General features: G+C 64.2%; 15 protein-coding genes. 9 read left to right on the forward strand and 6 right to left on the reverse strand.

Features of this window, described 5'->3' with window-relative positions:
• The first annotated feature begins 270 nt into the window (after nucleotides 1-270).
• The 8 genes from C1A35_RS02640 to C1A35_RS02675 all read left to right on the forward strand — a co-directional run bounded on the left by C1A35_RS02640 (nucleotide 271) and on the right by C1A35_RS02675 (nucleotide 9,488).
• Nucleotides 271-894, forward strand: coding sequence for a TetR/AcrR family transcriptional regulator (locus C1A35_RS02640; RefSeq protein WP_104662786.1), 624 nt, complete (start codon nucleotides 271-273; stop codon nucleotides 892-894).
• A 17-nt stretch (nucleotides 895-911) separates the two neighbouring features.
• The gene (locus C1A35_RS02645; RefSeq protein WP_104662787.1) at nucleotides 912-2,102 is read left to right on the forward strand and encodes a pyridoxal phosphate-dependent aminotransferase; all 1,191 of its coding nucleotides are present in this window, start codon (nucleotides 912-914) and stop codon (nucleotides 2,100-2,102) included.
• Nucleotides 2,099-3,706 (forward strand): 5-guanidino-2-oxopentanoate decarboxylase, encoded by a 1,608-nt coding sequence (locus tag C1A35_RS02650; protein ID WP_104662788.1) that lies wholly within the window; start codon nucleotides 2,099-2,101, stop codon nucleotides 3,704-3,706. The genes C1A35_RS02645 and C1A35_RS02650 overlap by 4 nt, the downstream gene beginning before the upstream one ends.
• Nucleotides 3,707-3,871: 165 nt before the next feature.
• A complete protein-coding gene (locus C1A35_RS36570; protein ID WP_234822713.1) occupies nucleotides 3,872-4,279 on the forward strand; it encodes a hypothetical protein in 408 nt (135 codons plus the stop codon).
• 112 nt (nucleotides 4,280-4,391) lie between these two features.
• On the forward strand, nucleotides 4,392-6,932 hold the full coding sequence (secD, locus tag C1A35_RS02660; protein ID WP_104662789.1) for a protein translocase subunit SecD: 2,541 nt from the start codon (nucleotides 4,392-4,394) through the stop codon (nucleotides 6,930-6,932).
• Nucleotides 6,933-7,445: 513 nt separating this feature from the next.
• Complete coding sequence (locus C1A35_RS02665) at nucleotides 7,446-7,658, forward strand: hypothetical protein (RefSeq protein WP_104662790.1); 213 nt, start codon at nucleotides 7,446-7,448, stop codon at nucleotides 7,656-7,658.
• A 222-nt stretch (nucleotides 7,659-7,880) separates the two neighbouring features.
• Complete coding sequence (locus tag C1A35_RS02670) at nucleotides 7,881-8,333, forward strand: RrF2 family transcriptional regulator (RefSeq protein WP_034797035.1); 453 nt, start codon at nucleotides 7,881-7,883, stop codon at nucleotides 8,331-8,333.
• Nucleotides 8,334-8,477: 144 nt separating this feature from the next.
• Nucleotides 8,478-9,488, forward strand: a complete 1,011-nt coding sequence (locus C1A35_RS02675) for a KpsF/GutQ family sugar-phosphate isomerase (RefSeq protein ID WP_104662791.1) — start codon at nucleotides 8,478-8,480, stop codon at nucleotides 9,486-9,488.
• Between the two features lie 34 nt (nucleotides 9,489-9,522).
• Here the strand turns inward: C1A35_RS02675 and C1A35_RS02680 are convergent, their stop codons facing one another.
• Complete coding sequence (locus C1A35_RS02680) at nucleotides 9,523-10,047, reverse strand: Lrp/AsnC family transcriptional regulator (RefSeq protein WP_034797032.1); 525 nt, start codon at nucleotides 10,045-10,047, stop codon at nucleotides 9,523-9,525.
• A 48-nt stretch (nucleotides 10,048-10,095) separates the two neighbouring features.
• Between C1A35_RS02680 and C1A35_RS02685 the strand changes: the two genes are divergently transcribed.
• Nucleotides 10,096-11,259, forward strand: a complete 1,164-nt coding sequence (locus C1A35_RS02685) for an MFS transporter (protein ID WP_104662792.1) — start codon at nucleotides 10,096-10,098, stop codon at nucleotides 11,257-11,259.
• Between the two features lie 27 nt (nucleotides 11,260-11,286).
• Here C1A35_RS02685 and C1A35_RS02690 read toward each other — a convergent pair whose 3' ends face one another.
• From C1A35_RS02690 to C1A35_RS02710, 5 genes are all read right to left on the reverse strand, one after another.
• The gene (locus C1A35_RS02690) at nucleotides 11,287-12,600 is read right to left on the reverse strand and encodes a capsule biosynthesis protein (RefSeq protein ID WP_104662793.1); all 1,314 of its coding nucleotides are present in this window, start codon (nucleotides 12,598-12,600) and stop codon (nucleotides 11,287-11,289) included.
• A gap of 27 nt (nucleotides 12,601-12,627) precedes the next feature.
• Nucleotides 12,628-14,220 carry an LTA synthase family protein gene (locus C1A35_RS02695; RefSeq protein ID WP_104662794.1) on the reverse strand — a complete coding sequence of 531 codons (1,593 nt, stop codon included), beginning with the start codon at nucleotides 14,218-14,220 and terminating at the stop codon, nucleotides 12,628-12,630.
• A gap of 97 nt (nucleotides 14,221-14,317) precedes the next feature.
• Nucleotides 14,318-15,157, reverse strand: a complete 840-nt coding sequence (locus tag C1A35_RS02700; RefSeq protein ID WP_104662795.1) for an SDR family oxidoreductase — start codon at nucleotides 15,155-15,157, stop codon at nucleotides 14,318-14,320.
• A 147-nt stretch (nucleotides 15,158-15,304) separates the two neighbouring features.
• Nucleotides 15,305-16,720, reverse strand: a complete 1,416-nt coding sequence (locus C1A35_RS02705) for an aminotransferase class I/II-fold pyridoxal phosphate-dependent enzyme (protein ID WP_104662796.1) — start codon at nucleotides 16,718-16,720, stop codon at nucleotides 15,305-15,307.
• Entirely contained in the window at nucleotides 16,717-24,228 is a 7,512-nt protein-coding gene (locus C1A35_RS02710; protein ID WP_104662797.1) for a type I polyketide synthase, read from the reverse strand. The genes C1A35_RS02705 and C1A35_RS02710 overlap by 4 nt, the downstream gene beginning before the upstream one ends.
• Between the last annotated feature and the right edge of the window lie 208 nt (nucleotides 24,229-24,436).

The raw sequence follows: 24,436 nt of genomic DNA on the forward strand, positions 1-24,436 counted from the left end.
CCATGGCTCCGCGAGCTTTTTCTGTCCGCATGAAACAGTTCCCCTGTCGTATCCGCGCGGCATCTTTGGCCTGTCACGGGTTTTGTTGGTGGGCATGGTTGCACTTGTGTAGCTATTATTCAAGCGTATAATAATACGCGCCGTCGATTTTTTGACGCCCGCCCAAAGCCCTGATTTCCCGAAGGAGCCGCCCATGCCCCCGTTCCGGCCGAAGCCTTTGCCGACCGCGCCTGAACAGGATTTCGCGCAGCTTCTCGGCCAGAGTGCCGCATGAACAGACGCAGCTTTCACCGCGCGCCGGAGGGCGAGCGCCGCCAGGAACTGATCGAAGCGACGCTCGACTGCATCTCCGAATTCGGGCTGAAGGGTGCGACGGTCAGGCAGATCGCCATCCGCGCCGGCGTGACGGCCGGGCTGGTGCGCCACTATTTCGAATCGAAGGACCAGATGGTTGCCGAGGCCTATCGGGCCGTCATCGCCTCCTTGACCGAGAAGGCGAGCAAGGTCGAGGGCGATCCGGAGACGCGGCTTCGCGATTTCATTGCGATCAACCTCACCGAGCCGGTCGCCGACAGCCGCAGCATCTCGCTCTGGGCCGCCTTCATCAGCCAGGTCCGCGTCGACCCGGTGCTCTCCGAGATCCATCGCGAGGGTTATCTGACGTTCCGCAATTCGCTGCAGGAACTGCTGGCCGACTTCCTCGCCGCCAAGGGCAAGCCGGCCGATGCCGAAACCTGCCGGGCGTTCGCCATCGCCATCAACGGGCTCGTCGACGGCCTCTGGGTGGAAGGGTGCCTGGCGGGCGACCTCTTTCGCGAGGGCGAGCTCGTCGCCATCGCCATGTCGTCGGTCGAAGCGCTGCTCGGCACGACGATCGGAACTGTAAAACAATGAAAACGGGAGAAAGCACCATGCGCTATGCGTCCATCACCGAACGTCTTGCCGACCTTGGTTCGGGGAAATGGGCGCTGCATATCCGTGCCCGCCAGCTGAAGGCAGGTGGCGCCGACATCATCGAGCTGACGATCGGCGAGCCGGATCTGCCGCCGGATCGCGCCCTTCTCGACGAATGCCAGCGCGCGATGAATGCCGGGCGCTACCGCTATTCCAATGGCCGTGGGGAGCCGGCGGTCGTGGCGGCCGTCGCGGAGAAATACCGCCGCCGTCGCGCCGATGTGACGACGGATAACGTGCTTTGTTTCCCTGGCACGCAGACGGCGCTCTTTGCCGTGATCCTGGGGTTGGCGGAGGCCGGCGACGCCGTACTTGTCGGCGATCCGCTCTATGCGACCTATGAAGGGGTCATCCGCTCGACCGGCGCCCACCCGGTGCTGGTGCCGCTGAAGCCGGAACACGGTTTCCACATGCAGGCCGCCGACCTCGAAAAGGCGATCACGCCGGAAAGCCGGGTGCTCCTGCTCAACACGCCGCACAATCCGACCGGCGCCGTGCTGACGGTCGACGAGATTGCCGCGATCGGCGAGGTCGCCCGCCGTCACGATCTCTGGATCGTCTGCGACGAGGTCTATGAGGAACTGGTCTTCGACACCGTCTTTGCCTCGCCTTTCGACAATCCCGATCTTGCCGAGCGCACCATCGTCGTCTCGTCGATCTCGAAGTCGCACGCAGCCCCTGGCTTCCGCAGCGGCTGGGCGGTCGGCCCGGTCGAGTTCACCGAGCGGCTGCTGCCGGTCTCTGAAACCATGCTTTTCGGCACCCAGCCCTTCATCGCCGACATGACCGCCTACGCCCTGACGCACGACATCGATACGGCGCGGCGGATGCGCGATTCCTACAGGTCGCGGGCCGCGCAAATCGTCTCCGGTCTTGCCGAGGCACCCGGTATCGAAGTGTTCGCGCCGGAGGCGGGCATGTTCACTTTGATCGACGTTTCCGGAACCGGCCTCGACGGCGATGCGTTTGCCTGGGCACTGCTCGAAGAGGAGGGTGTTGCCGTCATGCCCGGATCGTCCTTCGGTGACGAGGCACAGAACTACCTGCGCGTCAGCCTGACCGTGCCCGACGGTGCCATCGACGAGGCCTGCCGGCGTATCACGGCGCTCGCAAAGCGAGCCAGCCTGCGCAAGGAGCGCCGCGCATGACGATGGAAAAAACGGTTGGAGAAGTCCTCGTCGATCTGCTCGAAGCCAATGGCGTCGAGGTGGTTTTCGGCATTCCCGGGGTGCACACGGTCGAGCTTTATCGCGGTCTGGCGGCCTCGAAGATCCGTCACGTGACGCCGCGCCATGAACAGGGCGCCGGCTTCATGGCCGACGGTTATGCCCGCGTCAGCGGCAAGCCGGGTGTTGCCCTCGTCATCACCGGGCCCGGCCTCACGAACACGATCACGGCCATGGCCCAGGCGCGGCAGGATTCGATCCCGATGCTGGTGATTTCAGGCGTCAACCGCCGCGATTCGCTCGGCCATGGCCGTGGGCTTCTGCACGAACTGCCCGACCAGCACGGCATGATGAAGACGCTGGCGCTCTATTCGCACACGCTGCTCAATCCGGAAGACCTGCCTTTCGTCGTCGACCGCGCCTTCTCGGTGCTCGTTTCCGGCCGGCCGGGACCGGTGCATATCGAAATCCCGACCGACGTGATGTCGGCGAAGATCGCGCCGCAGGCGGTGCGGCCGGCAACCGCCACGCGCCCGCGCTCCGACAGCGAGACGCTGCAGCGCGCCGCCATCCTCTGCGCCGATGCCTCGCGGCCGGTGATCATCTGCGGCGGCGGTGCCCTGACGGCGGAAGCCGAAGTGGCGGAGCTTGCCGAAAAGATCGGCGCGCCCGTCGTCACCACCGTCAATGCCCGCGGCATGCTCTCGGGCAGTCCGCTCAGGGTTCCCGCAAGCCCCAGCCTGAAGGCGGTCCGGTCGCTGCTGAAGGAAGCCGACCTGGTGCTCGCGCTCGGCACCGAAATGGGCCAGACCGACTACGACATGTATGCCGACGGCGGTTTTCCGGCGCTGCGCAACCTCATCCGCACCGACATCGACGCGGCGCAGCTCGCGCGCGGTCCATATGCAGCCCTCTCCATCCTCTCCGGCGCCAAGGCGGCAACGGCAGGCATCCTCGCCTTCCTGCCCGGCCACGCCGCGAAGGATGGCGCGGGACGTGCCGAAACCGCACGGCGGGCGGCGCTGAAGGAGCTGACGCCGAAGATGCGGGCCGAGATCGCCGTCGTCGAAACCATCTACAAGACGTTGCGGGATTGCACCGTCGTCGGCGACTCGACCCAGGCCGTCTATGCCGGCAACCTCTATTGTGATGCGCCGCGGCAGCGCAGCTGGTTCAACTCGGCGACCGGCTACGGTTCGCTCGGCTACGCGCCGCCGGCAGCCGTCGGCGCGGCGGTCGCAGACCCATCGCGGCCGGTGGTCTGCCTCGTCGGCGACGGCGGTTTCCAGTTCTCGCTGGCCGAGATCGGTTCGGCCGTCGATGCGCAGGCGCAGGTGATCTTCCTCGTCTGGAACAATGACGGCTACCAGGAAATCGAAAGCTACATGGTCGATGCCGGCGTCACGCCGGAAGGCGTCAAGCCCTCGGCGCCGGACTTCCTGCTGGCGGCCAAGGCCTATGGCGTCGAGGGGCAGCGGCTTGCTTCCGTCGGCGATCTTTCCCAGGCGCTTGCAGACGCCGTGAAGCGCAAGGGACCGTCGCTCATCGAGATCCACGAACGGCGAACGAGCGGCCTGACGGCCTGAACAACGCAAGCCGCGAAACGGGCCGGATTTGACTTTTCCGACCTGGAATGGTGTTAAAGGCGCCCATGCTCGATTCCGGCCACGTTCTTTCGATAAGGTCGGGCATTCGGGCTATATTTTCGTCTCGCTGGCGTTCAGCCGTCAGGGAAAGGGACCGCGTCCTCGATGGACCGCATGGGTGGTGGCAGCAAGAACATGCAGGCCGGCCGGCTTCTCGCCGTGCTGTGGCTGTTCTGCGCCTCCTTCGCAATGCAGGTCATCTCGGTCGGGCAAAGCATCCCCTCCCGCTCGTCATCGGGGGCCCAGGCCGGCAATGTCAGCGACACCGGTTCGAGCGACCGCCCCACCGCAAGGCAGCTCTCGCGGGCGACACCGCTTTCAGACCTGCGTTTCACGGCCGAGCGCAAGGACGCCAAGTCCGCAGCCGACGATGGCTTGCCGGCGCTGCTGCCTGAATCCGCCGAGCTGAAGTTTCCTGAACTTTCGGGCGGCCAGGTCCTGCGCCGCATTGCGCTTTCCATCGGCAAAACGCCGAGCCACGGCCCGCATATCCGCGCGCCTCCGCACGCTTGATCCCACCATCCATTCCGGCTGGCCTGCGGCTTCGGTCGCAGCATTGCCTTCAATGAAAACAAAGTCCTGACGACGCGCCCCGTGCCCGTGCAGGCTCTTTTGGAACCACACCATGCGTACATCGAAATGGGCGATTCTCGTCTATCTCGTCGTGATCATCTTCGGATGTGTCGCGGCGCTCCCCAACGTGCTGACGCAAGCACAACGTGAACAGTTTGCCGCCTGGCTGCCGGTCAAGCCGGTGACCCTCGGCCTCGACCTCAAGGGCGGCTCGCACCTTGTGCTCGAAGTCGATGCCAACGGCCTGCGCAAGGCTCGGCTTGAAACCCTGCTCGACGATACGCGCAGGGCGCTGCGCACTGAGCGCATTTCGGCCTCTTCGGCTCGCATCGCCGGCGATACCGTCACCGTGAAGATCGAAGACCCGGCTGACCGGGAAAAGGTGCTGCCGAAGCTGAAAGAGCTGGCGGCTCCGGTCGGCACGCTCGGTTTCGGCGGCTCGGCCTCCGATATCGAGGTCACCGAGAATGCTGACACCGTCACCATCGCTATGACCGAGGCCGGCCTTGCCGACCGCACCACCAAGGCAGTCGAGCAGAGCCTGGAAATCATCCGTCAGCGCGTCGACACCGTCGGCGTTGCCGAACCGTTGATCCAGCGTGTCGGTTCCGACCGTATTCTCGTGCAGCTTCCGGGTCTCGAAGACCCGACGGCGTTGCGCCAGCTCCTCGGTTCGACGGCGCAGATGAGCTTCCACATGGTCGACCAGACCGTGGATCCGAACCAGCCGCCGCCGCGTGGCGTCGACATCCTGCCGGGTGCGCACGACAACAACAAATACGCGGTCGAAAGCCGCGTTGCGATTTCGGGCGAGCGTCTGGCCGATGCCAAGGCCGGCTTCGACCAGCGCACGAATGAACCGATCGTGTCCTTCACCTTCGATACACTCGGCGCGCGCCAGTTCGCTGAAATCACCCAGGCTGCCGTCGGCAAGCCCTTTGCCATCGTTCTCGACGGCAAGGTCCTGACCGCACCGGTCATCCGCGAACCGATCATCGGTGGCAACGGCCAGATCAGCGGCAACTTCACCGCCCAGGAAGCGACCGTTCTGTCGGCGTTGCTGCGCTCCGGCGCACTGCCGGCGCCGCTGACCGTCATCGAAGAGCGTTCCGTCGGCCCGAACCTCGGCTCCGACTCGATCCGCATGGGCATCTATACCGGCCTTGCCGGCTTTGCCCTCGTCGTCACCCTCATGGTCGTGCTCTACGGCGCATGGGGCATGATCGCCAATGTCGGCCTGGTGCTGCACACGATCCTGACGATCGCGCTTCTCGCCATGCTCGGCTCGACGCTGACCTTGCCCGGTATCGCCGGTATCATTCTCGGCATCGGCATGGCGGTGGACGCCAACATCCTGATCAACGCGCGTATCCGCGAAGAAACGGAAGCGGGCGCCGGTGCGATGAAGGCGCTCGATATCGGCTTCAACAAGGCCTACGCAACCATCATCGATAGTAACGTCACGACGCTTTCGGGCACCGTGCTGCTCTTCGCCTTCGGCTCCGGCCCGGTCAAGGGCTTCGCCGTCACGATGATGCTCGGCATCATCATCTCGATGTTCACATCGATCACCGTCGTTCGCCTGATGATGCGCGAAGTCGTTGTCCGCCGGAAGATGAAGAAGCTCGAGATCCCGTCGCTGTTCGGCAAGGTTCCGAAGCTTCCGTCCTTCTCCTTCATGAAGGGCCGCTTTGTCGCCATCGGCATGTCGGCCTTCCTGTCGGTCAGCTCCGTCGTGCTGTTCTTCACGCCTGGCCTCAACTACGGCATCGACTTCGTCGGCGGCATCCAGGTCGAGACCACCTCGAAGAACACACTCGATCTGCCGGCGCTGCGCCACAACCTTGAAGCCCTCAACATCGGCGAAGTGGCGCTGCAGGAATTCGGCCAGGACAAGTCGGTCCTGATCCGCGTCCAGCGTCAGCCGGGCGGCGAGCAGGAGCAGACCGCGGCGCTGAACCGCATCAAGGATGCCGTCGTCCAGACGATCCCGGATGCGAGCTTCGAACGCACCGAAGTCGTCGGCCCGACCGTCAGCACCGAGCTTGCCCGTTCGGGCTTCCTCGCCGTCGGTCTCGCCATGGTGGCGATCCTGCTCTACATCTGGTTCCGCTTCGAATGGCACTTCGCCGTCGGCGCGATCGCGGTCCTGTTGCTCGACATCACCAAGACGATCGGCTTCTTCGCGCTGACTGGCATCGACTTCAACCTGACGGCCATTGCGGCGCTCTTGACGATGATCGGTTACTCGGTCAACGACAAGGTCGTGGTTTATGACCGCATGCGCGAGAACCTCAGGAAGTACAAGTCGATGCCGTTCTCGGATCTCATCGACATGAGCATCAATCAGGTGATCGCGCGATGCATCTTCACCTCGATGGCCACGGCCTTCTCGCTGGTGCCGATGGCGATCTGGGGCGGCGATGCGGTCAAGAGCTTCGCCTGGCCGATGATCTTCGGCGTGATCGTGGCAACGACCTCGTCGATCTATATCGGCGGCCCGATACTGCTGTTCCTCAATCGCTGGTGGAAGGATCGCGAAGCGTCTCGCGGCGGCACGACCACGCCGCAGGCGGGAACGCCGGCGGCCTGATCCCGCTTTTGAGGATATAAAACGTGAAGGGGCGGCCGGAAGGGCCGCCCCTTTTTTGTCCGAATGTGCTGTCTTTATCCACCCGTGCCTTGCAGACTGATTCTTCGCTTCCTAAATAGCGTGGGTCGCCGGTTTCGGGACGGGTGAACGGATTTTGCGTCCGCGACCCCTAAAATTTAATAGGTGAAGAATTTTTTTTCTGCGTCTTCATCTTTTTAATTGACGGAATTGGTAGATTATTCTAGTTTGCCATCACGTGACGCGGGGAGTCCGCCTCACGGTTGTTCATCAAACGCTCCGGCATTGCTGATGCCGGGCCAGCCAAAGGAGAGTGACATGTCCGAAACCGTCTCGACCGCCGCCTTCTTCGGCACGCGTCTCCTTTGTCGCGCAACAGAGAAAAAATGGCACATTCGCAATCTTTGCCGAATGTGACCTTCGAACCCCTCGAACTTTATCTTTTGCCGAAATTGAAAGTTTCCGCGCCGCAGGCGTGGATGGAGCGTTATTTGTATGAGCAAGCAGGTTATCGAATTTGGCGGCGAAGCCGTCGGTGTTGTTGTCCCGGATGAAGATCGCTTCAAGTTCCTGGCGGTGAAGTATCACGTCTGGGATCTGGACGCGAAGCGCTTCGGCTCGGCCGACGAGGCACGGGCCGCGATCCGGCAGCTCTTGGCCCATCAGGCCGTGCAGGCCAAGCGGCATAACCATAGCGCCGCCGCCTGAAGCGGGTGAGAAAAGCCGGTTTCGGCTTTTCTCCCGCATCCGTCCGGACGGCATTCCAACATCTTCGCCGTATCCGCTGCGCCCATTGCCCGCGACATCGGCCAATTCCCCACTATAATTATATGTTGGCAGTACGTTTCTTGTGCTATGCCAAGATATATTTGCATTTGCGCGGATGATTCCCGTTTCTTAGGGGTGCCGCCGCAGGGAAAGCGTGCCGGAATGCTGACGAAGAAGGGAAAGTACGGACTGAAGGCCTTGGTCGATCTTGCACGGCTGGAGCCGGGCGAGACTGCCTTCATTACCGAGATCGCGCAGCGCAACAACATCCCGAAAAAGTTCCTGGACACGATCCTGCTCGAACTGCGCAACGCCGGCATGCTGCGCTCGAAGAAGGGGCCTGGCGGCGGTTACTCGCTATCGCGGCCCGCTTCCGAAATCCGCATCGGCCACGTGATCCGTACGCTGGACGGTCCACTTGCGCCGATCCGCTGTGCGAGCCGCACGGCCTACGAGGTCTGCGAGGACTGCAACGATCCCGAGACCTGTCAGGTGCGGGTTTCGATGACGACGGTCCGCGATGCCGTCGCCGCGATTCTCGATTCGATGACGCTCGAAGAGTTTGCGGCCGACAAGTCGATGCCGCTCGAAATGGAAGAAAAGCGCGCCGGCTGACGAAAACGCCGCAGATCGCGCCAGTTTTCCCCCGAACTCTGCTTCCAACACTTGGTTTGCCAAGAAAAAGCGCTTATCTGCCGTCAATGGTCTGGCGGGCAAATTCATGCCTGTTGCTTAAGTCGTCTGAGAATTGGGGTCATCATGGGTTTGAGACATGTATCGGCGGATGATCGCACCGCACTTGCGGCCCTGGAGTCGATCGGTCGGACGCTGACGACCGCGATGGCTGGCATCAAGGCGCTGGCGGATCAGTTCGGCGCCGACGAAGTCTTTGCCCGCAGTGTCGTCGAAGCCGTTGAACTGGTCGGCGAAAGCAAGGGCCGCGTCGTCGTCTCCGGCGTCGGCAAGAGTGGCCATATCGGCCGCAAGATCGCAGCCACCCTGGCCTCGACCGGAACGTCCGCCTATTTCGTGCACCCGACCGAAGCAAGCCACGGCGACCTCGGCATGGTCACCTCACAGGACGTGCTGATCCTGCTCTCCTGGTCGGGCGAGACGGCCGAGCTTGCCAACATGCTGACCTACGCCAAGCGCTTCAATGTGCCGATCGTCTCGATCTGTGCCAACCGCGACAGCGTGCTGGCGCGCAACTCCGAAGTGCCGATCGTGTTGCCGAAGGTGCAGGAAGCCTGCCCGCACGGCCTCGCGCCGACCACGTCGGCGATGCTGCAGCTTGCCATCGGCGACGCGCTTTCCATCGCGCTGCTGGAGCGGCGCGGCTTTTCGGCCGAGGACTTCAAGACCTTCCATCCGGGCGGCAAGCTCGGCGCGCAGCTGCGGCTCGTTCGCGAACTGGCGCATGAGGGCGCCCAGATGCCCTTGCTCAGGATGGGCCGCCCGATGAGCGAGGCGCTGATTGAGATGTCGTCCAAGGGCTTCGGTGTCGTCGGCATCGTCGACGACGCCGGCAAGCTGGTCGGCGTGATCACCGACGGCGACCTGCGTCGTCACATGTCCGGCGACCTTTTGCTGCAGCCGGTCGAGGCGGTGATGTCGCGCAATCCGCGCGTGATCCGCGGCGACGTGCTTGCAAGCGGCGCCATGGAGTTCATGCAGCAGCACAAGGTGACGGTGCTGTTCGTGGTCGACGATGGCGGAGCGCCGGTCAGCATCCTGCATATCCACGACCTGCTGCGCGCCGGCGTCGTCTGAGAGCCAGAGCAGTGCTCCGGCCGGCGAAGACGACCTAACCCTTCACCACGGCGGGCCAATCGCTCGTCGTGCCCGGCTGCACCGGCCGCTCCAGATAGGTCGAAAGCACCACATAGCTGCGCGTCGCCTTGACGCCGGGCGTGTCGTAGAGGCGCGCCAGCAGCCCTTCGAGCGCGTGCGTGCTTTCCGTGCGAACCTTGAGCAGCATGCACGTGTCGCCGGCGACCGAATGGATTTCCTCCACTTCCGGGCATTCCTCGATCGCAAGCAGCGCCTGGGTCTTGCCCCAACCGGTCGTGTCGACATGGACGAAGGCAAGCAGCGTCTTGCCGACCGCGTCCGGATCGATGAGCGCAGATACGCGGCGGATTGCACCCGACCGGCGGAGCCGCTTTACCCGTTCATGCGCCGCCGGCGGCGAAAGCCCGACGCGTTCGCCAAGCTCGGCATAGCTCGTGGTCGCGTCCTCGACCAGAACGCCTAATAGCTTTCGGTCCATCGCGTCGAGGTCGCGTTCCGGCGGACGTTTCCGCCGAACGTCATCTGTATTTTGATCCATACCGAAAATTCCTCTTGTTGCTGAATTTCATTCTGCAAAAATGAAGGAATGACGAACATCAATCAACCCATTTCACCGGCCTCCATCGACAGGGTGCGTATTCCGCCCTTCGCCTATGTCCTGACCGTGTGCATTGGCGTCATCGGCTCCAACTCGCTGGCGCTCGGGCCGATCGCGCCGGAAGTGGCACGCAGCCTCGGCGCGGATGTTCCGTCGGTGATGGTCGCTTCGGCCGCATTCGGGCTTGGTACGGCCGTCAGCGCCATCTTCCTTGGCCGCTTCATCGACCGCTACGGTCCGCATCGCATTCTGGCCGCGGCCCTGTTGCTTCTGGCCGCCGGGCTTGCCGGCAGCGCGCTGGCGCCGATGCTGGCGTTCCTGGTCGCCGCGCAGCTCGTGGTCGGCGTCGCCACGGGTATAGCGCTTCCTTCGATCTACACGCTGGCCTCGATGATCGCGCCGGCCGGACGGGAAAGCGAGACGATCGGCCTGGTGCTGACCGGCTGGACGCTCAGTATGGTGGCCGGTGTGCCGCTATCGGCAGCGATCGCCGACTTCGGAGGATGGCGCGCCGTCTACGTCGTCGTCGCCGCAGCCACGCTGATCGCCTGCGCCGCGGTCAGGCTCGCTCCGGTGCGCGAACGCGCGGCCGGCACGACGACGTCGCCGCTGGCAGCACTTGGCGTACGTGGCGCTGGGCCGCTTCTGGTCGCCTGCGCTGCCTTCATGGCCGCATTCTACGGGGTCTATGCCTATATCGGCGAGCACCTGCACGCGGCACTCGGACTGCCCCTCAGCGCCAATGGCCTTGTGGCCGTTTCCTACGGGTTCGGCTTCGGTGCGGCTGCCCTTCTCGACCGCCTGATCGATCGCTTCGGCGCGGGCCGATTGCTGCCGCTGATTTTCCTTGTCGTCGCCGGCGTCTATGCCGCGATGGCTGCCGCGAGCGGCTCCTACACGGCTATGCTCGTTGTCGTCTTCTTCTGGGGCCTTGCCAACCATTTCGGTCTCAACGTGCTGATCATGCGGCTGACGGGGCTCGATCCGGCCAGGCGTGGCGCGATCATGGGGCTGAACAGCGGCGTCACCTATCTGTCGCTCTTTGCGGGGACGCTTGGTTTCGGCGTGGTCTATGCCGGGGCCGGTTTTTCCGCGCTGCCCTTGACTGCCGCCGGACTGATGCTGGTCGCCGCGACGCTCGCACCGCGCTGAGGCGCCCGGCCGAAATCGAGGGGTGCTCTACCCGTGGCGGGACGCGGAGCGCGTCCGCTTTGCCGGTTTCCGGCGCGGCGGCGGGTCGATGAAGGCACCGGGCTCGTTGAGGCTGCACTCGTTCAGCCGCCGGGCAATCGCTTCCGCGCCGGCATCGGTCCCGGCGCGGGAATAGAAATTGCCGCGCACCTGGATCGACGCGGCGAGCAGGCGGAACATCGCGACACCGAGTTCAGGCTCCGGCGCTTGCGGCGCCTGCCAGAAGGCGTCGAGCGGCTGCTGGTCGGTCAGCCCGGCAATATCGAAGACGGCAGTGCCGAGCACCTTGACCGGCCGTCCCTGTTTCAGGGCGTGCAGGCCGGCCGTGGAATTCACCGTGACCATGCCGGCGCTCGCCTCGCCAAGTGTGTCGAGGTTGCCGCCATCGAGGTAGAAGACGCGCCCGCCCAGGCTCAGGGCCGTCGCTCGCTGTTCGATGAAGCTGCGCCAGGGGATGAGGTCGTTGTCGAGCGGATGCACCTTGAAGACGAGGCGCGCATCTTGCGGGGCGCTCGCCGCAAAGGAAGCCAGGACCTCCGAGATCGCATCCTTCTGGCTGTGGAAGGGCGAATGCGCCCTTAGCTGAAAGTCGGTTTCGAGCTGGAGCGGATAGACGAAATAGGGGGTGTCTTCGGAAAGCAACTTGGCAGCGGTTGCCACCGCTTCCGAGCTGCGCCGCTTTTCGCAGAGGAGCCTGCGCACCCAGCCGGCATATTCGGCGAGCGGATGAAAGATCGCGTGGCGGCGGTAATGAGGAAACAGGAACCAGAAAAACACGTTCGGCAGATTGTAGAGCAGATCGTAGCTCGCATCGGCGAGGAACGTCTGGCTGTAACGCTTGCGCCAGTCCGGCTCCGGCAGGCTCGAAGCGGCCGAAAGGATCTGCGCGGCGTCGTTCGGAAAATGGGAATTCGACGACATGCCGTTGCGCTCGAGCGTCAGCCAGTCCGGCCGCAGGTAGCCCATCTCGATAACGGCGACACGGACGCCGGCCTGCCTGGCGACGGTGGTGGCTGCCCGGTGGTAGGGCCGCTCCTCGCCGAGAAGCAGCATATCGGTGACGCCGTGGGTGGCGATGAAGGTCTGGAGATAGCCGGGCCAGGCTGCCGCCGTACCGCGATAGTTGAAGCCGCCCTTGCGGCGCCAGAAGATCTGGTCGCCGACGTTCAGATTGATCCTGAAGCAGCGGTGGCCGAGCGCTTCGAGCCGGTCGGCGATCTTGCGGAAGATCGGCGAGGAGGGGCCCTGCAGGAACAGGAAGACCCGCTGTCCCGGCCGGCCGGCCGCACCGGCCGATGTCATCGAAGCGTTCTCCATTGCCGACCGCCGCTATCGCAGCGTATCCTTTCTGAGGTTCGCGTGGTTGAGAAGCGCCTCGATCAGGTTCCACGCTTCGACGCTGCTGGGCTCGACCGACTTCTGGGACGCGCGCTTTGCCTTGGCGAGCGGCACGATCAGATAGTCGGTTCGCGGATCGGGAAAGGGATCCGCGAAGGATTTGAGCAGCGGCGCGTGGTCGCCGTAGAAGACGAGCCAGACCGGACGGTCGAGTTTGTCCAGCCGCTCGCTCAATGTGTTGAGCGCTGCGTCGGACTGTTCGAGGATAGCCAGGTAGATGTCGACGGGATTGGTGAGATCGCCGACTCGGCCCGGCTCCCATGGACCGTGATTGGCCATGGAGGCGACGAAGATGAAGCCGTTCTCATCTTCGGGCAGCGTCTCGCACGCATCGATCACCTTTGCTGCGAGCTTCTCGTCGGTGACGTAGGGCCCGTCCCGTTCGGGGTGATGGTCGAAGCCGTCGAGCATCGTCAGCTTGGAGAAGCCGAGCTGCGGCATCGCCTTGTGTCTGAGAAAGAAGGTCCGGTCATAGGGGTGGATGAAGTGGGTGTTCCAACCGGCCCGCTTCATCTTTCCCGGCCAGACGACGTCGGCATAGTGCGACGCGCGCAGATACGGATAGCTGGCGTCGACATGGATGTCGTCGGGCTCCAGCCCGCTGATGACGGCGAATTCGGTGCGCAGCGTGTAGCCGCCTTCGAACACGCTGCTGAGCCGGCCCCATTGCACCGCCTCGCGCCGCAACCGGTCCAGCGTCGGAAGTTTCAGGGTATCGACGCCGAAGTGCCGCATGTCGATGAAGGATTCCGATTGCCAGACGACGATCAGCGGCGAGCCGTCGTCACCGATCAGATCCTGCACGGCGGCCCGGACGATTTCCGAAAGTTCCGCGACGATCTTCTCGCGCCGGACGCCGAGCCAGATGATGAATCGGAAAACGACCGAGCCGAAGGTGCCGAAGCGCACCGTGTTCATCTTGACATCGAGCACCTTGAGCAGCCGCTGCACCAGCGCCGCGGTCGGCCGGTTCACCGGGCCATAGAAGAGCAGGAGCCAGGGACCGTAGGCGATACCGAGCATCACCAGGATCCAGAAGGCCTTGCCCCGATCCGGCAGGATGGACGGCTCGAAATACATGTAGAGGCCGGAAACGCCGAAGACGTAGAGGAAGGCGACGGTCCAGAAGACGACGTTCAGCGAACTCGCATAGAAGATCGTCTTGTACTTGAACACGTCGACGACAAGCGCGATGTCGGAGAAGATCAGCGGCTCGCGGATGAATTTGAACTTGGCGCGGGAGATGCCGGTGAAGATGATGAAGAAGCTCATCGTGCCGGCCGCCGCATAGAGCGGACGCCAGGAGCCGGCGAAGAAGCCGGCAAAGACCAGCGCGATGACCGGCAGGCGGGCAAGCACATCGACCACGTCCTGCGTGCGTCCGAAGGGCGAGGGATTGGCGCGCCGCTCCCGCTTCGGCAGAGCGAAGCGGTCGGTGAAGAAGATCACCGCACAGGATAGCAGATAACAACCAAGCGTCAGTGTTATCGGGTAGTCGTGCAGCTGAAAGGGAAGCAACGCCAAGCGGAAACCTTCATGTCTTCATGCTGGCCGACGCCGCTTTTTGCGGCACAGCGTCCGCCCGACACTTAGATCTTATCGATGCTAGGTACAAGCGCCGTCAGGTCTGCCGCTCAGACACTCCACGATTATGCGCGGCCGAGGTGCTGTCCTGCGCGATCGCCCTGTCGAACCACCAGTGGATCACGGGGCGAACGGCTGGTCCGAAACGACCGAGCAGGTAGAGCGTCAGCCCGAAAAAGGTCTCGAACCGACCCCGCTCGATGCTCCCGGCAATTCGCTTGGCCACCGCGTCCGCCGGCCAGGGCCGGACCACGCCCATGATCTTTTCGGCCTCGCAGGGGCGGGTCGCCAGTTCGCGTTGAAGCTGCGGTGTCTCCGTGTCCGGTGGGAAGCACACGGAGACGCCGACGCCGTGCGGACGGGCTTCGAAGCGGAGGGCCTGGGCAAAGCCGTGAAGCGCGAACTTCGAGGCGCAGTAGGCCGAATAGCCATAGATGCCGATGAGGCCGGAGCCTGAAGAGATCATCATGATCCGGCCCTTTCCGCGCCGTTTCATGCCGTCATAGACGGCCCGCACCGCATGGACGGTACCGGAAAAATTTATCTCCATCTGCCGTTGGAACGAGGCACTGTCGAGCTCTTCGAACCGGCCCGGTTCGACGACGCCCGCCGACGTCACCAGGATATCGCAGGGACCGAAAGCCTGTTCGCAGCGCCGGATCGCCGCCGCCACGTCGGGCTCCTCCGCGACATCGGCGGCCTCGATCCGGATGCTGTCGGCTTTCGCCCCGGTGGATGCGGCCAGCTTCGCCTGCGCCTGCTCGAGAAGGTCGCGAGAGCGCGCGATCAGCGAGACACGGGCGCCGCGCCCCGCATAGATCGACGCGACCGCCAGGCCGATCCCGCTCGAGCCACCGGTGATGATCACATGCGTCATGCTGGTCGTCCGTTCTGGAGCAGTTTCGGAAGGGGTGCGAGATAGCCTTGTGTCCGCAATTGCGTGAAACAAAGAGATAGAACGTTCCGTGGCGAACTGTTTACCGGAAACGCTTCAGCATGCCGGCGGCAGATGCGGCGCTCTCGCTTATCGCGCCGAGAGCGCCTTCAGCATCTGGTCGATGTCGATGCCGCCGAGACCAAAGTTGCGTTCGGTGAGGTCCGTCAGACGCTCGGCCGTCAGCGTCACCGTCCGGCGGATCTGCTCTTCCGTATGATCGCTGGTGATGAAGAAACGCAGGCGCGCAAGCCCCTCGGGCACGGCCGGGTGGATGATCGGCAGCGCGTTGAGGCCTTCGGCAAGCAGGTCGTTCGAAAGCTGAACGGCGCGCAACGAATCACCGACGAGGACCGGAACGACGGAAAAGCCGCTGCTGAGGCCGGTGTCGAGGCCCGCTTCCTTGGCAAGCTTGAGGAACAGCGCGCCGTTGCGACGCAATGCGGCCGTGCGCGAGGGTTCGCGCTCCAGCACCTCCAGGCTTGCAGTTGCCGCTGCCGCCAGAACGGGCGCCAGACCGACGCTATAGACGAAGCCGCCCGCGGATGCCTTCAGCACTTCAACCAGCGCATCGCTGCCGGCGATGTAGCCGCCGCAGCTCGAGGTGGTCTTGGACAAGGTGCCCATCCAGATGTCGATCTCGCGCGGATCGACGCCGAAATGTTCGGCAAGGCCGCGCCCGGTCTTGCCGAGAACGCCGAGCGAATGCGCCTCGTCGACCATCAGCCAGAAGCCGTACTCGGCCCTGAGCTTCAGAAGCGCTGGCAGATCGGCGACATCGCCGTCCATCGAGTAGATGCCTTCGACGATGACCATGATGCGGCGATAGTCGCCGGCAACGGTGCGCAGCACGTGTTCGAGGTCGGCGACGTCGTTGTGCTTGAACAGCCGGCGGGTCGCGCCCGAGAGCTTGATGCCGGCAAGGGCGCTGTTGTGAATGAACTCGTCGTGGACGACGAGGTCCTTCGGTCCCATCAGGCAGCTGATGGCGGCGACATTGGTCAGGTAGCCGCTGACGAAGCAGACGGCGGCATCGACGCCATAGAAGCTTGCGATCTTCTCTTCGAGCGCCACATGCACCGGGCGCTCGCCGGCGACGAGACGGCTCGCCGACGCGGAAATGCCGAAGGTGTCGATGGTATCGCGCGCCCGCGCGAGCACCTCCGCATGGCGGTTGAGGCCGAGATAGTCATAGGAGGCGAAGTTGATCAGCTTGCGTCCGTCGATGACGGTGGTTGCCCCCGCCGCCGTCTGGTGCGCACGGTAGAACGGATTGGCAATGCCGAGTTGTTCGCTTGCGAACTTCTGGGTCATCACCTGCTTGTATTCCGGCAGGTCTTCGAAACGAGCCTGCTGCCGGCGTGCCGGCGGCGGCATCTCCCGCTCCGAGCGCGCCATGCGGTTGCGCTCGGAGGATTGGTGCGTGTTTCTCATCCGGTCCAGCAGGTTCTCCTTGAGGCTGCTGGTCATCTTGGATGCGCCAGGACCGTTTCCGTTCGTGCTCATTGGCCTTGTGCTTTTTCCTTCGCCGTTCCGACGTGCCTTTGCGCAAGCTCGTTGACGATCTTGTCGTCGGCGGGTTCCGCATCGTCGCTCTGGTCGCGCTTGCTGACCTTTTCATAGAGCTTGCGGGCGACATCGCCAACCGTCGTGTTGTCCGCGACGCCGCTGAGCGGCATGTCGAAGCCGGTATTCTGCTGGAAGCTCATGCCGAGTTCGACGGCCATCAGGCTGTCGAGGCCGATTTCCTTCAACACCTTGGCACGCGTGACCGTATCCTTCGACACCCGCAGGATCGCGGCGATCTCGCCGGCGACGAGGTCGAAGAGGATGTCCTCGGCCTCCTGCGGCGACTTGCCCTCGATCATGGCGACCAAGTCCATCTTGGTGCCTTCGCCGCCGGTCGCATGCTGGTCGGCGCTGCGCAGGATGACTTCGAAGAGGGCGTTCTTGGCGACCGGCAGGTTGCGCGCGGCCGACCAGTCGATTTCCGAAATCATCACGGTTGCCGCATCGACGGTGCCCGGATCGAAGGCCAGATGGCTTTCGACCATGTCGAGCGCGGTCTGTGCCTTGAGCGCGGTCTTGCCGATGCGCTTGGCGAGAATGTCGTTCACATCCGTGTTCTGGACCAGGTAGCCCCTGTCGGCGATCGCGCCGAAACCGACGGCAAGACCCGCAAGGCCGCGGGCGCGACGGGCGCGGGCGAGACCTTCGAGATAGCCGTTGGCCGCAACGTAGTTCGCCTGTCCGGGATTGCCGACGAGTGTCGTCGCCGACGAGAACAGGATGAAGTTGTCGAGCTTGTCGGCAGCGGTCAGCTGATCGAGAACGGCTGCACCCTTGGCCTTGGTGTCGATGACCGGGCGGTTGCGTTCGCGGTTGAGATTGCTGATCAGCGCATCGTCGAGCACCATCGCCGCATGCACCACCGAACGGAGCGGTGCCACGGCGCGCAACTGCTTGAGCAGGCGCTCCGTCGCCACCGGATCGGTGACGTCGCAGGCGTGCACCGTGGCGGAGACGCCGGCCTTTGCCCAGATCTCCATCATGGCCATGGTCTCGGCATCCGCCTGGCCGCGGCGCGAGCAAAGCGCGATCTTCGTCGCGCCCTTTTCGACGAGCCAGTTGGCGGCAGCCAGGCCGAAGCCACCAATGCCGCCGACGACGAGATGCATGCCTGTCGGGTCGACCTTCATGCCGCCATGCGGACGCTTGGCGACGCGATGCTTGCCGACGACCGGCGGCAGCACGACGATCTTGCCGATATGCCCGGCATTCTGCATCAGCCGGAAGGCGTTGCCGATCTCGTCGAAGTCGAAAGCGCGGTAGGGAAGAGGCGTCAGCTTGCCGTCTTCAAACAGCGCGCCGATCTCGGTGAAGATGCGCTTGGTCAGCTTCGGCTGATTGACCAGCAGCTGGTCGGCGTCGATGCCGAAATAGCTGACATTGCGACGGAACGGCCTAAGGCCGATCTTGCTGTCGGCATAGTAGTCGCGCTTGCCGAGTTCAAGGAAGCGGCCGAACGGTTTGACCAGCGCCAGGCTCTGTTCCATCGCCTCGGCAAAGAGCGAGTTGAGCACGAGGTCGACACCTTCGCCGTCCGTCACGGCGCGAACGTCGTTGACGAAATCGAGCGAGCGCGAATCGAAGACGTGGTCGGCACCCAGCATCGACAGGAAACGACGCTTCTCGCGCGATCCTGCCGTGGCGATCACCTTGGCGCCCTTCAGCTTTGCGACCTGAAGTGCGGCAAGGCCGACGCCGCCCGCGGCGCCGTGGATGAGGATCGTTTCATCGGGCTGGATCCGCCCGAGCTCAACCATCGCGTAGTAGGCCGTCAGGAACGCGACAGGGACCGTTGCTGCGGCGACGGGGCTCACCGACTGCGGCAGCCTGGCGACGCCGGCCCGCGAGACGACCGCATGGGTCGAGAAGGCAGACGACGCGATCGCCATGACTGCGTCGCCGACGACAAGGTCATCGACGCCGTCGCCGACGGCGACCACATGGCCGGAAAGCTCCATGCCGATGGTCGCGCCTGCGAAACCATCCTCAAGCGCCTCTTCCGGCAGAAGGCCCATCGCCCACATCACGTCGCGGAAATTGAGGCCGGTCGCTGCAACCGCGACGACGACTTTACCCGGACCTGCCGCGGGAACATCGGCCTCCTCCCAGACAATGCTGCCGACCTGCGAGCTGACGCGCTGGCGGATCGTGGCGGCCTTGAAGGCGGCCGTCGCTGCGTGCGCATTGTCGACCGGACCCGGCACGGCGCGGATCTCGGAGAGCGCAGCGCCGTCCTTGCCTTCGAGCAGCCACTCACGGTTCGCTCCGGCCACCGCCAACAGAGGCAACGCCGCAGCCATTTGAGCGGTCGCCGTCGGCGAACCGTCGATATCGAGCGTGTGGACGTCGAGGAACTCGTACTCGTTCTGAAGCACGCGCGCGAAGGCCCAGAGACCGGCATTGACGCCGTCGCTTGCAACCGCCGCTCCGACCGTCCGGTTGGCGATTGGGGCGCCGCCGGGGCTAACGAGCACGAGGCGGGGGCGCTTGTCTGCGGCGGGCTCGGTGCCGGCCATATGCTGCCGCACCGCTTCGGCAAACGCGCCGAGGACGAGGATCTGCGTTTGCAGCGAAGCGGAATCGTCGGTGCGCGAAGTGGCCGGCGGCGAGGCGAGGAAGACTGCCCGAAGCGGCTGCTCGCCGAGGGTCTCGAAGGCCGTCAGAAGCGCGGTCTTGTCCGCCGACGCGTCGCCGGTCAGGCTGACGCGAACGGCTGAACCAGAGGGCTCGCGTTGTTCATGCCCGGCGATCTCCAGCAGCAGGTAAGGGCCGGACGCCGGTGCCGTGGCGCTGACGGCGGCTGTTGCCGCACCGCGTGCTTCGACGAGGATGACGTTGCCGCTTGCACATTCGCGGTCGGCAATTTCGATCTCGCGCAGGTCGAGATCGCCAAGACATTTCTGCCAGTGCGGGACGGCTGCCAGGTTGCCGATCGGGAACTCTGCGGTCTGGCTGCGCGCGAACCAGCCTTCCGACAGGCCAAGCGCGAAATCGTTGAACAGCGAGGGCGCGCTGACGGCGGCAATCAGTCCACCCGTATCGCTGAGCGCGGTCCGCAGCGCAGTGCGCACCGCGACATCGTCCTCGATCAGGCCATAGAGCGCGTCGGAGGCGCTGACGGCGAGATCGAAGGACGCAAGCGTCGCAAGCTCGCCCTTCTTGAGAATGCGCACATGGGCGTCGTTCTCGAAGCCCAGCTCAAGGCCGCGCTGGGCATTGTCGCGTGCCTCGAACACCGTAAGGCTTGCACCATGCTTCTCGGCAAGCGTCGCCAGCCGCCGGGTGAAGCCGGTCGATACGCTGCCGATTTCGACGATGCGCAGGCGCGCCCCGGCCGGCTGCGTTGCAAGGGCTCGCTCGAGGGCTTCCAGAACGCAGGCCATCCGCTGGCGGCTTGCCTCCGAATGAACGGCCTGATGGTCGAGCGTCGCGTCGCTGATGAAGCTCGACGCGGAGTTCGCTTCGTCACCGGCCTGCAGAGCTTCGATACGCGTGAGCGCTTCCGCATAGGCGTTGTTGATCAGCACGGCCTCGACTGCACGGTCGGGCCGCTCGCCGTAAAGTTCGCTCAGAATTTCAGGCACGCCCGGCAGGTTGAACTCCTGCGCGACGGTCCAGACGCCATCCCTGTGCTGGCTGATCCCAGCATCCTCCAGCACGTAGAGGCAGCTCGTCAGGAAACACTGGAAGGCGAAATCGCCAGGCAGGTTGTCGCCCTTGATCGTCGAGCGTCCCTTGCCGAGCTTGAGGGCGATCTCCTGGCAGGCGCGATAGATCGCTGCGTTGAAGAGCAGCGTCGCATTGTCGACGCCGGCTTCGCCGGCAGTCGGCATGGCGATCGATACCGGGGCCAGGCTGTTGCGCGGAAGACCTGGCAGGGCGGCTTCCGACTGCACCGCCTCGTAGTGGAACGACAGCGCATCGAGCGTCTTGTGCTTGCGCAGATAGGTGCGGCGGAAGCGGCAATCCTCGAAATGGGCGATCGGTTCGCCCGACTGGCCGAAGAAATGGAACTTCGCCTTGATCGAATTGGCGCTGACGCGCTCGATCTCGATCATGGCGCGGGCGATCGGCAGGCCGCCGTTGACGACGCGCACCGAACCGAAACGAACCGGAATATAGGGAGCACCGCTCTTGTCGCCGGTGAACCGGTCGAAGAGCGCCACCAGCCCGTGGAAGGTCGCGTCGACGGAAATCGGATTCAACGCATAGCTGACGAGCGGATGCCCGGCAGCATCGGCCGATTTCAGCTCGACGTCGACCAGCCGGTCACCGTAGGCAACAGCCTTCGCCAGCAGCTGGAAGCGCGGGCCGTAGTCGAGGCCGAATTGCCGCGCCGTTTCGTAGGCGCGGGCAGGGCCCACCGTCGCCGTCTTCGCCAGGCCGGCGAGCGAGGGATAGGCGCGCTCCTCGGCTGGCAGTGGCTTGCGGCAGCGGGCAACCGCATGCACGGCCCAGTCGTCTTCCGACAGCCGTTCGCGCGAGCGAATCTCGATGTCGCCGGTCTCCGGCGACAGAACCGTCGACAGTTCCATGATTTTCGTGTCGCTGAGCTCCAGCGGCCGGACGATTTCGAGATTGGTGATCTCGACCTCGTCACTGCCATGGAACTGCTGCGCTGCCGCTACTGCGATCTCGATGAAGCCGCTGCCCGGCAGGATCGCCTTGCCGTCGACCACGTGTTCGGCGAGATCGGGGAAGAGGTGGGCGTCGATATGGTTCTTCCAGCTGCCGCTGTTCGGATCGCTGCGCCAGCCGGTCAGGCGGTAGGGCCGGGCGATCCGGCCGAAAAGGTCGGTGGCATCGGTCGTTGCCGCCGGGCGCAGCTCGACAGGCTCGAAGGGCAGGCTTGGCAGCGCGACCGAGGCGTTGCGCTTGCCGAAGACCCGGGTCGTGTCGACCACGGCGCCATGCGCGACGGCACGCGCCATCGCGACCGAAATCGGATCCTGGCCGCTTTCGGCGACGTCTCTGAGCAGCGTGGGCACGACCATGCCGGGAGCCGCCGCCTGCTTGATCGTCTCCTTGACATAGGACGACAGGATCGGGCGCGGTGAAATCTCGACAAACAGGCGGCAGCCCATCTCGATCGCCGCTTCGGCGGCGGCCTGGAAGCGGACCGGCTCGCGGACGTTTTTCCACCAGTAATCCGGGTCGAGCTGCGTGCCCTCGAGCGCGGCACCGGTGACCGTCGAGAGATAGGTCAGTTCCGTGCGGCGCGGCGCGATGTCCGGAATGTCCGAGAGGAAGGCGTCCTTCGCCCGGTCTATGATCGGGTGGTGGAACGGATAGTTGATGTCGAGGATCTGGACCGGGATCTTCGCCTTGCGGGCGGCATCGCGGAAGGCAGAGATCTGTTCGGCCGGACCCGAGATCGTCACGGAATTGTGGGCATTGACGGCAGCGACACAGAGTTCGTCAAGGCCGCGCGCTTCGGCAAAGGCATGGGCGGCGTCTTCGCCGAGCATGACGGCGGCCATGGTGCCGTGGCCGGCGAGCAGGTCCTGGTGCAGCGAGCGCTTGGCGACGATCGAAACGGCATCGACGAGCGAGAGCGCACCGGCCGCGTAGGCGGCGGCAATCTCACCGACGGAGTGGCCGAAGACGGCGACCGGCTTGATGCCCATGGCAACCAGCGAGTCCGACAGGGCGGCCTGCACGGCGAAGAGCAGCGGCTGGGCGATCTTGGTGTCGGCAAGCTTCTTGTCGAGATCGGGATCGGTCAGGAGATCGGTGAGCGTGATGTCGGAATGGAACTTGAACAGTGCGCTGACCGAGGTGAAACACTGACGGAAATGCAGGTTCTCGCGGAAGGCTTCCACGCCCATGCCGGCCCACTGCGAGCCGTTGCCCGAAAAGACGAAGGCGACCTTGGCATCCCGCACGACGGCTTCGCCGACCTCGCCGATGCCGGAGCCCGGCTTTTCCAGGTGGCTCGCGATCGCGCGCACGATATCCTCGGGCTGATCGCTGCGCGCCGCGAAACGATGGCGCATATGGGTGCGGTTGGCGCCCGATGCGGCGATCATTGCGCGCGCTTCGCCCTTGGAAGCATGGGCGAAAGCTGACTTGTAGTCGCTGAGAAGCGCCTCCAGGCTCGACGCCGTATGGGCGCTCGCCAGGAAAACATGTCCGGAGGACGAGGGGTTTGCGGCCTTTTCATCGGCTGCCGGCTCCGGGTCGCTGATGACGACGTGCGCATTGGCACCGCCGAAGCCGAAGGAGTTGATGCCGGCGAGGCGCGCGCGCTTGCCGCGCAGAAGCTCGATCGGGTTTGCCGTGACGCGAACGTTCAGGCCGTCGAAGTCGATGTGCTCGTTCGGCGTGTCGAAATGCAGCGAAGCCGGAAGGTAGTTGTTTTCGAGCGCCATCACGGCTTTCAGCATGCCGAACAGGCCGGAAGCCGGCTCGGTATGGCCGATGTTCGACTTGATCGAGCCGATCGGCACCGGAGCGCGGCGCTTGGCGCCGATGACCGTCCCGATCGACCAGACTTCGGCCGGGTCGCCGACCTTGGTGCCGGTGCCGTGACCTTCGACGAAGGCCACCTGGTTGGCGTCGATGCCGTTGCCTTCGTAGATTGCTCTCAGCAGATTGGCCTGGGCCTCGCGCGACGGCAGCGAAATGCCGTTGGTACGCCCGGCCGAATTCACGCCGGTCGCAACGATGCGCGCGTAGCTGCGGTCTTTCTCACGGCGCGCCCGGTCGGAACGGCGCAGCACGAAGACCACGCCGCCTTCGGCGCGTACGTAGCCGGCGCCGTCGTTGTCATAGGCGCGGCAAAGCCCTTCCGGCGACAGCATGCGCGCCTGGGCGAAGCCGACGAAGGGAAGGGGATGGGCAAGAATGTTGACGCCGCCGACGATGGCCGTGTCGATCTCGCCGGATGTCAGCGCCCGCATCGCCTGGTCGAGCGCGACGAGCGAAGAGGAACAGGCGGTATCGACCGTCATGCTCGGGCCGCTGAGACCGAAAATGTGCGAGATGCGGTTCGAGACGATCGACAGCGTGTTGCCGGTCATGAAATAGGGGCCGGCCGCCGCCGGATCCTCGACCGTCAGGTTGGCGTGGTCGAGGCTCGATGCGCCGATATAGACACCGACGTTTTCGCCATGCAGCGAGGTTGCCGAGATGTTGGCGTCTTCAAGCGCGCGCCAGGCGAGCTGCAGCAGCACGCGCTGCTGCGGGTCCATATACATGGCCTCGCGCTGCGACATGCCGAAGACGGCCGGATCGAAATCGTAGAGCTGATCCAGAACGCCGGCCGCGAAGGAGTAGGTCTTGCCCTGGGTGCCCATGACCGGGTGCCAGAATCGCGCGACATCCCAGCGATCCGACGGAATGCTGGTGACGGTGCACTTGCCCTGACGTAGAAGTTTGAACAACGCCGAGGGCGATTCTGCTCCAGGGGCGAGGCATGCACGCCCAATAATCTCAACAGCCATGTATGATCGAACGCTCTAATAATGCCGTTAAAGTTGCACCTGCGATTGCGCGACAGAGGCCGAAATGCAATCGCCAATCGTCATGCTTCCGGGCTATCCCCAGCTATATTCGCTCCGCCTCATTAGTCAGCTTTTAACTTAAAGTCCCTAGCTTTCAACCCCAAAGACTGAAGATATACACGCTGTCAACGCCAGTCCAAGTCGGATG

This window comes from Ensifer adhaerens, assembly GCF_002940685.1.
Lineage (GTDB): Bacteria > Pseudomonadota > Alphaproteobacteria > Rhizobiales > Rhizobiaceae > Ensifer > Ensifer adhaerens_E.

Coding starts and splice junctions, on each gene's coding strand:
- C1A35_RS02640 (WP_104662786.1), top strand. CDS start 271: ATGAACAGACGCAGCTTTCACCGCGCGCCGGAGGGCGAGCGCCGCCAG.
- C1A35_RS02645 (WP_104662787.1), top strand. CDS start 912: ATGCGCTATGCGTCCATCACCGAACGTCTTGCCGACCTTGGTTCGGGG.
- C1A35_RS02650 (WP_104662788.1), top strand. CDS start 2,099: ATGACGATGGAAAAAACGGTTGGAGAAGTCCTCGTCGATCTGCTCGAA.
- C1A35_RS36570 (WP_234822713.1), top strand. CDS start 3,872: ATGGACCGCATGGGTGGTGGCAGCAAGAACATGCAGGCCGGCCGGCTT.
- secD (WP_104662789.1), top strand. CDS start 4,392: ATGCGTACATCGAAATGGGCGATTCTCGTCTATCTCGTCGTGATCATC.
- C1A35_RS02665 (WP_104662790.1), top strand. CDS start 7,446: ATGAGCAAGCAGGTTATCGAATTTGGCGGCGAAGCCGTCGGTGTTGTT.
- C1A35_RS02670 (WP_034797035.1), top strand. CDS start 7,881: ATGCTGACGAAGAAGGGAAAGTACGGACTGAAGGCCTTGGTCGATCTT.
- C1A35_RS02675 (WP_104662791.1), top strand. CDS start 8,478: ATGGGTTTGAGACATGTATCGGCGGATGATCGCACCGCACTTGCGGCC.
- C1A35_RS02680 (WP_034797032.1), bottom strand. CDS start 10,047: ATGGATCAAAATACAGATGACGTTCGGCGGAAACGTCCGCCGGAACGC.
- C1A35_RS02685 (WP_104662792.1), top strand. CDS start 10,096: ATGACGAACATCAATCAACCCATTTCACCGGCCTCCATCGACAGGGTG.
- C1A35_RS02690 (WP_104662793.1), bottom strand. CDS start 12,600: ATGACATCGGCCGGTGCGGCCGGCCGGCCGGGACAGCGGGTCTTCCTG.
- C1A35_RS02700 (WP_104662795.1), bottom strand. CDS start 15,157: ATGACGCATGTGATCATCACCGGTGGCTCGAGCGGGATCGGCCTGGCG.
- C1A35_RS02705 (WP_104662796.1), bottom strand. CDS start 16,720: ATGAGCACGAACGGAAACGGTCCTGGCGCATCCAAGATGACCAGCAGC.
- C1A35_RS02710 (WP_104662797.1), bottom strand. CDS start 24,228: ATGGCTGTTGAGATTATTGGGCGTGCATGCCTCGCCCCTGGAGCAGAA.